Genomic DNA, 12,615 nt, shown 5'->3' on the forward strand with positions numbered 1-12,615 from the left:
CAACGCTGCGAGCTTACCCCGGCACGGCGTCTCCCCTTGTCATCCCCACGCAGGTGGGGATCCAGTAGCCGCGGCTGCTGAACTGGCAAAAGCCGGGGGTACTTGATCCCGGTCTTGCCGCTTTGCGGCAAACCGGGATGACAACCGTGGAGGAGGTGCCTGCCCTCGCCATCGTCTTCCCGGACGAAGCGAAGCGGAGATCCGGGACCGGTGAGCTGCGGCGTATCTGCCCGGCAATCAGCTTGCCGCCAACCAGCCACCTTTACTTCGGCGCCATCCCGTTGGCGGCCAGAACATCACCGACGAGATAGAGCGAGCCGCAGACGAGGATGCGGGGGGGCTCGCCGTCGCGGGCGGCGCAGCGGCGGATGCCGGCGACGGCGGCCTGCAGGCTGTCGAAGGGCGTGGCTTCCAGACCGGCGGTGCGGGCAAAATCGGCCAGCTCGAACGGGTCATGCGCCGCATTGGTGGATTTTACCGGCACGGTGGCCACATGGCGCACAAGGCCGTGGAAAGCACGGTAGAAGCCGATCGGGTCCTTGGTCGTCAGCATGGCCGAGATCATGTAGAGCGGGCGCGGGTGGCGCTCCTCCTGCTCGCCCATGAAGGCGGCAACGCGCAGGGCAGCGCCCGGATTGTGGCCGCCATCGACCCAGATTTCCGCCCCTTCCGGGCATTGACCGGCGAAGGGTCCGTGGGTCAGCACCTGCAGACGCCCCGGCCAGACCACGTGCCTGAGGCCGCGTGCGATGGTGGCCTCGTCCGGCAGCAGACCTGCGGTCTTCAGCGCGGCAATGGCCAGCCCAGCGTTGATGATCTGGTGGCCGCCGGTCAGGCTGGACAGCGGCAGGTCGTAAAGCCCGTTGTCATCCTGATAGCAGAGTCGCCCCTGATCCTCGCTGGCGGTATATTCCTGACCAAAACGGGCGATGGGCGCGCGGTTGCGGGCGGCAACCCGGTCCAGCACTGCCTGCACCTCGTCTTCCTGGGGGGCTGAGACAACCGGGCAGCCGGGCTTGATGATGCCTGCCTTTTCGCCTGCAATCTCGCTCAAGGTGTTGCCGAGGAACTTCTCGTGGTCATGCGAGATCGAGGTGATGACCGACACCAGCGGCCGGTCAATCACGTTCGTCGCGTCAAGCCGCCCGCCAAGACCCACCTCGAGCAGCAGCACATCGGCCGGCTCCTCGGAGAACAGCAGCAGGGCGGCGGCGGTGGTGATTTCGAAGAAGGTGATCTCGTGCCCGCCGTTCGCCTCCTCGCAGCGGTCAAGCGCCGCGATCAGGCGCGGATCATCGACCAGCTTGCCGTGCTCGCCGAGGCGGATGCGCTCGTTGAAGGCGACCAGATGCGGTGACGTATAGACATGGCAGCGCTTGCCGGAGGCCTCCAGAATGGCGCGCATGGTGGCCGTGACGGAGCCCTTGCCATTGGTGCCCGCCACATGGATCACGGGCGGCAGGCGCCGCTCCGGATTGCCCAGCGCCGCCAGCAGGCGGTGCATGCGGTCCAGCGACAGGTCGATCTGGCGCGGGTGCAAGGCGAGAAGCCGGTCAAGAATGGCGGTGATCTGGTCCATGGCGTCCCTGGGGTTTCCCTGCGAATGGCACAAACATTCTGGAGCCGCCCGGCGGCACTGTTCTGCCGGGCCAGCCCCGTCTCTTTGCTTTCAGGCAGGCCGTTTGAACGGCCCTGCTCTGGCTTGCGGGAAGGGATGATCCCGCAAGGCGAGCCTCTCATGCTTGTGTCAAACGGACATGAAGCATCGGCAGGCCGCCGTGCGGGTTATTTTTTTCAGGCGGCGGACGCCTGATCCTGCGCGGGCTTCTCTGCAGGCGGATCGAGATCCGGCAGGGTCAGCTCGCGCTTCATGAAGATGCCGGCAAGGCGCGAGATGGTGTCCTTCAGGTCGTGACGCTTCACCACCATGTCCACCATGCCGTGGGCCAGCAGGTATTCGGCGCTCTGGAAATCGTCCGGCAGCTTCTCGCGGATGGTCTGCTCGATGACGCGGCGGCCGGCAAAGCCGATCTGTGCGCCCGGCTCGGCGATGTGAACATCCCCCAGCATGGCGTAGGAGGCCGAAACGCCGCCCGTGGTCGGGTTGGTCAGCACCACAATGTAAGGCAGGCGTGCTTCACGCAGCATCTGGATGCCGATGGTGGTGCGCGGCATCTGCATCAGCGACAGGATGCCTTCCTGCATGCGGGCACCGCCGGATGCTGCAAACAGCACGAAGGGGGTCTTGTGCTCCACGGCGGTCATCATGCCGGTCAGGATGGCTTCGCCTGCGGCCATGCCGAGCGAGCCGCCCATGAAGTCGAAATCCTGCACCGCAGCGGTGAAATCAAGGCCGTTGACGCGGCCTCGCGCCACCAGAACCGCGTCTTCCTCGCCGGTGCGGGTGCGGTATTCCTTCAGGCGGTCGGCGTATTTCTTGGTGTCGCGGAACTTCAGCGGATCAGCGGTCACGGACGGCGTTGCCACCCGGTCATAGCTGCCGCCATCGAAGAAGGATTCCAGACGCTTCTTGGCCGGAATGCGCATGTGGTAGCCGGAATTCGGCACGACCCACAGGTTGGCTTCCAGATCGCGGTGGAACACCATCTCGCCCGTTTCCGGGCATTTGATCCAGAGGTTTTCCGGCATCTCGCGGCGCGACAGGAAGCTGCGCAGCTTGGGCCGTACGACAGTGTTGATCCAGTTCACGGCAAATCCCGTTCGTTGTTGGTGCCTGTTGGCCGGTCAGCGGGCGCGCGCCACGCCTCCGGCCAGGGAGGACACAAGATTTGTCACGGCGGCGACGGTCTTGTCCGTTGCCTGTCCATCTGCATCGAGGCTGTTGCGGATCGCCTCCACCAGCACGGAACCGACGACCACGCCGTCTGCATCCTTGCCAATGGCCTCAGCATCCTCAGCCGTCTTGACGCCGAAGCCGACGGCGACCGGCAGGTCCGTATGACCCTTGATCCGCTTCACCGCCGCCGAAACATTGGTGGTGTTCAGGGCCGCCGACCCGGTGATGCCGGTGACGGAGACATAATAGACGAAGCCGGACGTGTTCTTCAGCACCGCCGGCAGGCGGCGGTCATCGGTGGTCGGCGTCGCCAGACGGATGAAGTTGATGCCGCCCTTCAGCGCCGGAATGCAAAGCTCGTCGTCAGCTTCCGGCGGAATATCGACAACAATCAGGCCATCCACGCCCGCAGCATGCGCCTCGGCAACAAAAGCTTCCGGGCCGCGCACATAGATGGGGTTGTAGTAGCCCATCAGCACGATGGGCGTATCCTGATCCTTCTCGCGGAACTTGCGCACCATGGCGAGCGTCCGGTCCATGGTCTGGCCGGCCTTCAGCGCCCGCTGGGTGGCAAGCTGAATGGGAATGCCTTCCGCCATCGGATCGGAAAAGGGCATGCCCAGCTCGATCACGTCAGCCCCTGCCGCAGGCAGCGCCTCAAGGATCGCCTGCGATGTGGCCAGATCCGGATCGCCTGCCGTGATGAAGGTGACAAGGGCCGGACGCCCCTTTTCGGCACAGGCCTTGAATCGGCGGTCGATGCGCGTCCCGGTCATTCAGCTTCCCATCCTTGAGGATCTGTTCGCAGATCTGGTTTGCCGGACATACCGCCCGGACGGCGGGCGCGCTGAACCTTGAAACCAGCGCTTGGATGTAGGGGGCTTCAAGGCCTTCTGTCAACGCATCGCGGCAGGGAAAGGCAAGAAAGGCTGAATCGCGCCGCTTTTCCTGCAAGGGGAAGACGCATCAGCGGCAGAAATCCTGTCCTTTGAGCCATGCAGCGGTTGCAGGGTTGGTCTGCAATGGGGGGCCTTGAAGCGCACATTGTGCGCCTCTATCTCTTGAGGACAAGGCCGGGTTGGCCAGGAACAACAAGAAAAGGAGCCTCCCCCATGATCATTGAGACCACGCGCCGCAAGACAACGCGCCTCGCCGGAATTGGCCGCATCTTCAGCGACCGTGAGCCGCAGGCCGCTGCACCGAATAAGGACCACAACGGCCCGGGCGCATTCGAGTTTTATCTCACCGCCATGTTCGCCGGCGGCCTGACCGGCCGCTGACCGGACTGGCTTCTCATGCAAAGGCCCCGCAGTTCTGAAGACTGCGGGGCCTTTGGTGTTTGTAGGAAGGGGTGCGGAAAGTTGGTCCGGCTGGCATGCAGCCCCGGAGAGGGGGCATTGAGGCGGCCACACGCTCTCCCCGTGTCATTCCGGTTTGGCGCGAAGCGGCAAGACCGGAATCCAGTGGCCCCGGAATCTCCGTTCATTTCATACGCCGGGCGCACTGGATCCCCGCCTGCGCGGGGATGACAAGGTGAGGGGCTGCGGAGACAGCACCGGCTCCCAATGCGCCTGGCCAGGCTCAGTCACAGCCAAAGGTAACACAGTACCGGCAGAAAACGCCGTGGCTCATGACAAGCCACGGCATAGTGAGGCAAAAACCTCAAATCACAGATCGAAGCCGAGCATCTTGCCGACGGTGAAGACGTCCTTGTCGCCGCGGCCGCACAGGTTCATGACGATGATCTGGTCCTTGTCCATCTTTGGCGCCATCTTGACCACCTGTGCCAGCGCATGCGCCGGTTCCAGCGCCGGGATGATGCCTTCCACCTTTGTCAGAAGCTGGAAGGCGGCCATCGCCTCGTCATCGGTGATTGGCACATAGTTGGCGCGGCCGATTTCCTTCAGCCAGGAATGCTCCGGCCCGATGCCGGGGTAATCAAGGCCTGCCGAAATGGAATGGCCTTCGAGGATCTGGCCATCGTCATCCTGCAGCAGATAGGTGCGGTTACCATGCAGAACGCCCGGCTTGCCGGCATTCAGCGAGGCGCAATGCTCGTGGCCGTCAAGTCCGCGTCCGCCTGCCTCTACACCCCAGATTTCGACGCTCTTGTCATCGAGGAAGGGGTGGAACAGGCCGATGGCGTTGGAGCCGCCGCCGACAGCGGCCACGATGGCATCCGGCAGGCGGCCTTCGGCGGCGAGAATCTGTTCGCGGGTTTCCTTGCCGATGACCGACTGGAAATCGCGCACCAGCTCCGGATAGGGATGCGGGCCAGCGGCGGTGCCGATCAGGTAATAGGTGTCGTCAACGTTGGTGACCCAGTCACGCAGCGCCTCGTTCATCGCGTCCTTCAGCGTGCCCGCGCCAGCGGTGACCGGAACGATCTCGGCGCCCAGCAGCTTCATGCGGAAGACGTTCGGCTTCTGCCGTTCCACGTCCGTGGCACCCATATAGACGACGCAGGGCAGACCGAAGCGGGCGCAGACGGTGGCCGTTGCCACGCCATGCTGGCCAGCACCCGTCTCGGCGATGATGCGGGTCTTGCCCATGCGCTTTGCCAGCAGGATCTGGCCAAGGCAGTTGTTGATCTTGTGGCTGCCGGTGTGGTTCAGCTCATCGCGCTTGAAGTAGACCTTGGCGCCGCCCAAATGTTCGGTCAGGCGTTCGGCGAAATAGAGCGGCGACGGCCGGCCGGTGTAATGGGTGTTGAGGTTGTCCAGCTCCGCCTTGAAGGCCGGATCGGCCTTGGCGTCGCTATAGGCCTTTTCCAGATCGAGAATGAGCGGCATCAGGGTTTCGGCCACGTAGCGGCCGCCGAAAATCCCGAAATGGCCCCGCTCGTCCGGGCCGGACCGCAGGGTGTTTGCCATCGTGGTCAACTCTCGTCACTCCTTCGCATGTTCCGCGCTGCGGGCTGCCGCCACGAAAGCACGTATCAACCCGCTGTCCTTCACGCCCTTGCTGCGCTCGACGCCGGAAGAGACATCGACCGCGGTGGCGCCGCTGAGCGCAATCGCCTGCGCAACGTTGTCCGGATCCAGCCCCCCGGAAAGCATGAAGGGACACGGCAGGTCAAGCGACTTCAGCAGCGTCCAGTCAAACGGAACCCCGTGGCCGCCGGGCACATCGGAGTCTTTCGGGGGCTTGGCGTCAAACAGGATCCGCTCAGCCACAATGACATAGGGCAGGGCGGCCTCAAGGTCAGCCCTTTCGCTCACGCCAATTGCCTTGATGATGCGCCGGCGCAACATCACCCGCCCTGCGGCGCAGGCTTCGGGTGTTTCCTGGCCGTGAAACTGGAAAATATCCGGCTGCACCAGTTCGTTGATGCGCTGCAGGCCATGCAGATCCATGTCCACCGTCAGGGCGACAATCTCGCTGCGCCCGCGGGCAATATCAGCCAGACGGCAGGCATCGGAGAGCGTCACATGGCGCGGGCTCTTGGGAAAGAACACGAGCCCAACCATATCCGCCCCCGCCTCAACGGCCGCTTCCATGGTTTCGGGGGTCGAAAGACCGCAGATCTTGATGATGGTTTTGGGCATTCTGAATTCCTGCGGCTTTCGCATCTTTGACGGACAGTGGGTGCCGCCTGGCTGTCCCTGACGGGACGCAGGCGGCACCCTGATAGATCACGTCACGTTATAGGCTGCAATCGCGGCCATGTTGACGATGTCGCTGTCCTTGGCGCCCATCGGGACGATCTGCACCGGCTTGTCGAAGCCGACGAGCAGCGGACCGATGACCGTGGAGCCGCCCAGTTCCTGCAGCATCTTGGTGGCGATGGAGGCCGAGTGGAAGGCCGGCATGACCAGCACGTTTGCCGGGCCGGTCAGGCGGCAGAAGGGATAGGCTGCCATCTTGTCCATGTTGAGCGCAACGTCCGCAGCCATTTCGCCGTCATACTCGAAGTCGACGCGGCGGCGGTCGAGGATGCGCACGGCTTCCTGCACCCGCTCGGCGCGCTCACCCTTCGGATGGCCGAAGGTGGAATAGGCGAGCATGGCCACGCGCGGCTCATAGCCAAGGCGGCGGGCGACATGGGCTGCCTCTTCGGCAATATCCGCCAGTTCCTCCGCGTTGGGCATATCATGCACTGTGGTGTCGGCGATGAGCACGGTGCGGCCACGGCACAGGGCCACCGACACACCGATCACCCGGTGGCCGGGCTTGGTGTCGATGCACTGGCGCATGGTGTCGAGCGCGACGGAATAATTGCGGGTGATGCCGGTGACCATGGCATCCGCATCGCCCCGCGCCACCATGATGGCGCCCCAGTAGTTACGGTCGTTGTTGACCATGCGCTGACAGTCGCGCAGCAGATAGCCCTTCCGCTGCAGCCGGGTGTAGAGATACTGCGCATAGTCGGCGTTACGGGTGGAGTTGCGGGCGTTCTGGATGCTGATGCCGGATCGGGCAAGATCCACACCCGCGCCAGCGGCGGCTTCCCGGATTTCATCCTCGCGGCCGATCAGGATGGCCTCACCCAGCCCCTGGTTCACGAAGCTGACGGCGGCGCGGATCATCGGTTCTTCTTCGCCTTCGGCAAAGACCACGCGCTTGGGCGCCTGACGCACCTTGGAGAAAATGCGCTGCAGGGTTCCGGCCACCGGATCGCGGCGGGCGGAAAGCTGATGCTTGTACTGGTCCATGTCGATGATCGGGCGGCGGGCAACGCCGGTGTCCATCGCCGCCTGCGCCACGGCGGGCGGAATGGTGGAGATGAGACGCGGATCAAACGGCACGGGGATGATGTAGTCGGGGCCGAACTTCGGACGGCTGCCCCGGTAGGCGGCAGCCACCTCATCCGGCACTTCCTCGCGGGCAAGGGCTGCGAGCGCCTGCGCACAGGCCACCTTCATGGCGTCATTGATGGTTGTCGCCCGCACATCCAGCGCACCGCGGAAGATATAGGGGAAGCCGAGCACGTTGTTGACCTGGTTGGGATAATCCGACCGGCCCGTGGCAATGATGGCGTCGTCGCGGATGGCGGCGACCTCTTCCGGCGTGATTTCCGGGTCCGGGTTGGCCATGGCGAAGATGATCGGGTTCGGGGCCATGGCGCGCACCATATCTTCCGTCAGCGCACCCTTCACCGACACGCCAAGGAATACGTCCGCGCCCTTCAGCGCCTCATAGAGGGTGCGGGCATCGGTCTTCACTGCATGGGCGGACTTCCACTGGTTCATGCCGTCGGTGCGGCCCTGATAGATGACACCCTTGGTGTCGCACAGGATGACGTTCTCATGCGGGACGCCCAGCGCCTTGACGAGTTCGATACAGGCAATACCGGCCGCGCCCGCGCCGTTGCAGACGATGCGCACCGACTTCAGATCACGGCCCGTCAGATGCAGCGAGTTGATGAGGCCGGCAGCTGCGATGATCGCGGTGCCGTGCTGGTCGTCGTGGAAGACGGGAATATCCATCAGCTCGCGCAGGCGCTGCTCGATGATGAAGCATTCCGGTGCCTTGATGTCCTCAAGGTTGATGCCGCCAAAGGAGGGGCCGAGATAGCGCACGGCGTTGATGAACTGGTCCGCGTCTTCCGTATCGACCTCGAGGTCGATGGAATCCACGTCGGCAAAGCGCTTGAACAGCACTGCCTTGCCTTCCATCACCGGCTTGGAGGCAAGCGCCCCGAGATTGCCGAGGCCGAGGATGGCGGTTCCGTTGGAGATGACCGCAACCAGATTGCCGCGTGTCGTGTAGTCATAGGCTCGCGACGGATCTTCCGCGATGGCCCGCACGGGCACTGCCACACCGGGGGAGTAGGCGAGCGACAGATCGCGCTGCGTCGCCATCGGCTTGGTGGGGTTGATTTCGAGTTTGCCGGGCTTGCCTTCCTGATGGAACAGCAGGGCCTCCTGGTCTGTAAAGCTGACGCCTGTCTTGCCCTTCTTGCCTGATGACGACATGGTCTGGCCGGTCCTTCCCTCGTGCTGCGAAGCGTTCGCTTCTCTTATCTGGACCAAGACCTTATCCCCGGAAAATTACCGCCTCAAGGCACCTTTGGGCACAGGAGCTGTGAAAGCTGCGGAGGGCTTTGGTAGGGTCCGCACATGCCGACCGATCAGAGCCCCTACACCCCCGCCCCGAACGATCCCGCATCCGGCGCGAGCGATGCCCGCGTGACGCCGATGATGGCGCAGTTCATCGAGATCAAGGCCGCCAATCCGGACAGCCTGCTGTTCTACCGCATGGGCGATTTCTACGAGATGTTCTTCGAGGATGCCGAAATCGCCTCGCAGGCGCTGGGCATCACGCTGACCAAGCGCGGCAAGCATCAGGGTGAGGACATCCCGATGTGCGGCGTGCCGGTGCATGCGGCAGACGACTACCTGCAGAAGCTGATAGGCCTTGGCCACCGGGTTGCCGTCTGCGAGCAGATGGAAGACCCGGCAGAGGCGAAGAAGCGCGGTTCGAAATCGGTCGTGCGGCGCGATGTGATCCGCCTTGTCACACCCGGCACGCTGACCGAAGAGCGGCTGCTGAATGCGGGGAGCAACAATTTCCTGCTGGCGCTGACAAGGCTGCGCGCCGGCGCTGACACTGCCGATGGCGTCTTCGGCCTTGCGTGGATCGACATGTCCACCGGCAGCTTCCAGGTGGCGGAGACGGATCTGCAACGGCTTTCGGCCGACCTTGCCCAGATCGATCCGCGTGAAATCGTGCTGCCGGACAATCTCTTGCAGGAAACCGAAATCCGCCATCTGGTGGAAGGGCAGGGCGCTGCCATTTCGCCGGTGCCGCGTGCCTTCTTCGACGGGGCAACGGCGGCGGACCGGCTGGCGAATTATTTCCGGGTGAAGACCCTCGACGGTTTCGGCAATTTCTCCCGCGCCGAGTTGACCGCAGCGGCCGGCATTCTCGCCTATGTGGAGAAGACCCAGCTGGGCGAGCGCCCGCCGCTGGACCCGCCCACCCGTGAGGCGGCACGCGGGCGCATGCTGATCGATCCGGCCACCCGCGCCAATCTTGAACTGACGCGCACCCTTTCCGGCGAGCGGCAGGGCAGCCTTCTGTCGTCCATCGACCGCACGGTGACAGGCGCAGGCGCACGCCTGCTGGCCAGCCGTCTGGCCGGGCCGCTCACCGATCCGGCCGAAATCGCCACGCGGCAGGACTCCGTCGGCTTCTTCCTCGACAACGAGATCCTGCGCGACAGCCTGAGGGCCGAGCTGAAGGCCGCGCCCGATCTGGCCCGTGCCCTGTCCCGTATCGCCATGCAGCGCGGCGGCCCGCGTGACCTTCTGGCCATTGCGCAAGGGCTTGAGGCAACGGCACGTATTCTGACGCAGATGAAGAGTGCGGAGGATCTGCCGCCCGAACTCGCCAATGCCTGGCGCGATCTTGCCGCCGCGCCCCATGATCTGGGCGCCGAGCTGAACCGTGCGCTTGATCCCGAACCGCCTCTGCTCAAGCGCGACGGCGGGTTTGTGGCGGCTGGCTATGATGCCAATCTGGATGAGTTGCGTGATCTGCGTGATGCCTCGCGCAAGGTGATTGCCCGGCTTCAGGCGGAATATTCCGAAGAGCTGGGCCTGCGCTCGCTCAAGATCAAGCACAACAACGTGCTGGGCTGGTTCATCGAAGTGCCGGCCGGACAGGCGGACAAGCTGTCTGCTGATCCGGCACGGTTCATCCACCGCCAGACAATGGCGGGCGCCATGCGCTTCACCACGACGGAACTCGCCGATCTGGAATCGCGCATCGCCAGTGCGGGCGAGCGGGCGCTGGCCATCGAGCTGGAGATCTTCGACCGGCTTGCCGCGCAGCTTGTGGCGGATAGCGAGCCGGTGAAAGCGGCAGCCCGTGCGCTGGCCGTGATCGATGTGGCCGCAGCCCTGTCGAAGCTGGCGCAGGACGAGAATTACTGCCGCCCGCTGGTGGACATGACCCTTGCCTTTGCCATTGAGGGCGGCCGCCATCCGGTGGTGGAACAGGCGCTCAGGCGCGGCGGCGGCGATACCTTTGTGGCCAATGACAGCAACCTCGGGCCGCAGGGCAAGGAAGCATCGGGCCAGATCTGGCTGATCACCGGTCCCAACATGGCCGGTAAGTCCACGTTCCTGCGGCAGAATGCGCTGATTGCGGTTCTGGCGCAGATGGGCAGTTTTGTGCCTGCCGCCAGCGCTCATCTGGGCGTGGTGGACCGGCTGTTCTCCCGCGTCGGCGCGGCGGATGATCTGGCACGCGGCCGCTCCACCTTCATGGTGGAAATGGTGGAAACGGCAGCCATCCTCAATCAGGCGGGCGAGCGGGCACTGGTCATTCTGGACGAGATCGGGCGCGGCACGGCCACTTTCGACGGCCTGTCCATCGCCTGGGCTGCCATCGAGCATCTGCACGAGGTGAACCGCTCCCGCGCGCTCTTTGCCACCCACTACCACGAGCTGACCGCGCTGGCCCAGCGCCTGCCACGGCTGACCAATGCCACCGTCTCCGTGAAGGAGTGGAACGGCGACGTGGTCTTCCTGCACGAGATCATCCCCGGTGCGGCAGACCGGTCCTATGGCATTCAGGTAGCCAAGCTTGCGGGCCTTCCGGCGGCAGTGGTGGAGCGGGCAAAGTCCGTTCTCTCCCAGCTTGAGGAAAAGGACCGCCGCTCCCCGGCGGAAACCCTGATCGACGAGCTGCCGCTTTTTGCCGCCGTCGTCCAGACCACCAAGGCCGCTGCCACAACACCCGTGGCCAAGGCCGATCCAGTGCTTGAGGCGCTCGGTGAGATCAATCCCGATGACCTCACCCCGCGTGAGGCGCTGGAAGCGCTTTACCGGCTGAAGGCCCTCAAGGCAAAGGGCTGACGGCGTAGGGGTGATGCAGAAAAGGTCAGGCCTGCTCAACCTTGCGGGCCTGCCACAGGCCGCTGTCGATGGCCTCATGCACCAGTTCGATGACAAGCCGCTGCACTGCTTCCAGTGCATAGGAAGACGGGCGGTCTGCCATCTGGCACAGATGCAGTGTGCGTGACAGTTCGGGCATGATGATGGGCCGGACGGCGAGGGCACCGGTCTCGATATGCTCTTGCAGGAACAGCCGGGTGCCGATGGCGCAGCCAAGCCCCTCAATCAGTGCCCCGCCGATCGCATGCACCGAGTTGAGCTGGAAGCGCGCACTTCCTTCAAGCTTCTTCAGCAGCGTTGCATCTTCGACCAGCGCACGCGCCGAAATGCCCTGACGCAGGATGATCATCGGCAGGCCGAGCGTGTCATGGAAGGCGATCGGGAGGCCCGTTTCGCCAATGATGGCTTCCTGCCCGATCAGCACCATGCTTTCCTCCAGCACGGGAACCGACTTCAGCCGCGGATCTGTGGGCGGATTGTAGACCAGAGCCATGTCCACATCGGCCGCCAGAAGATACGCAAGTGTCGTGCCGGACAGGCTTTCGGAAAGCGAAAGGTTGAGCTTCGGGTAGCCTGTCAGGATACGCCGCAGAAGTGGCACGCCAATAGCCTTGACCGCCGAATAGGCCATGCCGATGGTCACGTCACCGGCAACCTCGCCGCCTGAAGCCTTGATGTCCCTTTCGGCGGCTTGCATGGCGCGCAGGATGGCCTTTGCGTGGGTGTAAAGCCGCTCGCCCGCTGCCGTGGGCTCAAGCCCGCGTGGCCTGCGATGAAAGAGCTTCTGGCCGAGTTCAGTCTCGAGATTGGCGAGGTGATGGCTCAGCGCCGAGACGGCGATGCGCAGTTCGCCAGCAGCAGTCGTGAGGCTGCGTCTTTCAAAGATCGCCTCGAAGTAGCGGAGCTGGCGCGTGTCCATGGTTTCTCGATTTTAGAATGAAGCCTTATAAACTTTATAATTTTTCTACTCCG

General features: G+C 64.0%; 9 protein-coding genes. 2 read left to right on the forward strand and 7 right to left on the reverse strand.

Annotated features, from left to right (window positions below):
- Window positions 1-262: 262 nt before the first annotated feature.
- The 3 genes from H163_RS0109175 to trpA all read right to left on the reverse strand — a co-directional run bounded on the left by H163_RS0109175 (window position 263) and on the right by trpA (window position 3,573).
- Window positions 263-1,579 carry a bifunctional folylpolyglutamate synthase/dihydrofolate synthase gene (locus H163_RS0109175; RefSeq protein WP_019964276.1) on the reverse strand — a complete coding sequence of 439 codons (1,317 nt, stop codon included), beginning with the start codon at window positions 1,577-1,579 and terminating at the stop codon, window positions 263-265.
- Window positions 1,580-1,794: 215 nt separating this feature from the next.
- Window positions 1,795-2,709, reverse strand: a complete 915-nt coding sequence (gene accD, locus H163_RS0109180; RefSeq protein WP_019964278.1) for an acetyl-CoA carboxylase, carboxyltransferase subunit beta — start codon at window positions 2,707-2,709, stop codon at window positions 1,795-1,797.
- A gap of 36 nt (window positions 2,710-2,745) precedes the next feature.
- Window positions 2,746-3,573 (reverse strand): tryptophan synthase subunit alpha, encoded by an 828-nt coding sequence (gene trpA / locus H163_RS0109185; protein WP_019964279.1) that lies wholly within the window; start codon window positions 3,571-3,573, stop codon window positions 2,746-2,748.
- A gap of 336 nt (window positions 3,574-3,909) precedes the next feature.
- Between trpA and H163_RS24360 the strand changes: the two genes are divergently transcribed.
- Window positions 3,910-4,077: a hypothetical protein gene (locus tag H163_RS24360; protein WP_019964280.1), complete on the forward strand. Its 168-nt coding sequence runs from the start codon at window positions 3,910-3,912 to the stop codon at window positions 4,075-4,077.
- 387 nt (window positions 4,078-4,464) lie between these two features.
- Here the strand turns inward: H163_RS24360 and trpB are convergent, their stop codons facing one another.
- The 3 genes from trpB to H163_RS0109205 all read right to left on the reverse strand — a co-directional run bounded on the left by trpB (window position 4,465) and on the right by H163_RS0109205 (window position 8,715).
- Complete coding sequence (gene trpB, locus H163_RS0109195; protein WP_019964281.1) at window positions 4,465-5,670, reverse strand: tryptophan synthase subunit beta; 1,206 nt, start codon at window positions 5,668-5,670, stop codon at window positions 4,465-4,467.
- Between the two features lie 15 nt (window positions 5,671-5,685).
- The gene (locus H163_RS0109200) at window positions 5,686-6,345 is read right to left on the reverse strand and encodes a phosphoribosylanthranilate isomerase (protein ID WP_019964282.1); all 660 of its coding nucleotides are present in this window, start codon (window positions 6,343-6,345) and stop codon (window positions 5,686-5,688) included.
- A gap of 87 nt (window positions 6,346-6,432) precedes the next feature.
- On the reverse strand, window positions 6,433-8,715 hold the full coding sequence (locus H163_RS0109205; RefSeq protein ID WP_019964283.1) for an NADP-dependent malic enzyme: 2,283 nt from the start codon (window positions 8,713-8,715) through the stop codon (window positions 6,433-6,435).
- A 144-nt stretch (window positions 8,716-8,859) separates the two neighbouring features.
- Here H163_RS0109205 and mutS point away from each other — a divergent pair, with 144 nt between their 5' ends.
- Entirely contained in the window at window positions 8,860-11,604 is a 2,745-nt protein-coding gene (mutS, locus tag H163_RS0109210) for a DNA mismatch repair protein MutS (RefSeq protein WP_019964284.1), read from the forward strand.
- Between the two features lie 25 nt (window positions 11,605-11,629).
- On the opposite strand, the gene H163_RS0109215 is transcribed toward mutS, so the two are convergent.
- Window positions 11,630-12,562, reverse strand: a complete 933-nt coding sequence (locus H163_RS0109215) for a LysR family transcriptional regulator (protein WP_019964285.1) — start codon at window positions 12,560-12,562, stop codon at window positions 11,630-11,632.
- Window positions 12,563-12,615 lie beyond the last annotated feature (53 nt).

It is taken from the genome of Pannonibacter phragmitetus DSM 14782 (assembly GCF_000382365.1).
Classification (GTDB): Bacteria; Pseudomonadota; Alphaproteobacteria; order Rhizobiales; family Stappiaceae; genus Pannonibacter; species Pannonibacter phragmitetus.

Excerpts from the sequence above, each read along its gene's own strand:
- H163_RS0109175 (WP_019964276.1), bottom strand. The coding sequence starts at position 1,579 with ATGGACCAGATCACCGCCATTCTTGACCGGCTTCTCGCCTTGCACCCG.
- trpA (WP_019964279.1), bottom strand. The coding sequence starts at position 3,573 with ATGACCGGGACGCGCATCGACCGCCGATTCAAGGCCTGTGCCGAAAAG.
- H163_RS24360 (WP_019964280.1), top strand. The coding sequence starts at position 3,910 with ATGATCATTGAGACCACGCGCCGCAAGACAACGCGCCTCGCCGGAATT.
- trpB (WP_019964281.1), bottom strand. The coding sequence starts at position 5,670 with ATGGCAAACACCCTGCGGTCCGGCCCGGACGAGCGGGGCCATTTCGGG.
- H163_RS0109200 (WP_019964282.1), bottom strand. The coding sequence starts at position 6,345 with ATGCCCAAAACCATCATCAAGATCTGCGGTCTTTCGACCCCCGAAACC.
- H163_RS0109205 (WP_019964283.1), bottom strand. The coding sequence starts at position 8,715 with ATGTCGTCATCAGGCAAGAAGGGCAAGACAGGCGTCAGCTTTACAGAC.
- mutS (WP_019964284.1), top strand. The coding sequence starts at position 8,860 with ATGCCGACCGATCAGAGCCCCTACACCCCCGCCCCGAACGATCCCGCA.
- H163_RS0109215 (WP_019964285.1), bottom strand. The coding sequence starts at position 12,562 with ATGGACACGCGCCAGCTCCGCTACTTCGAGGCGATCTTTGAAAGACGC.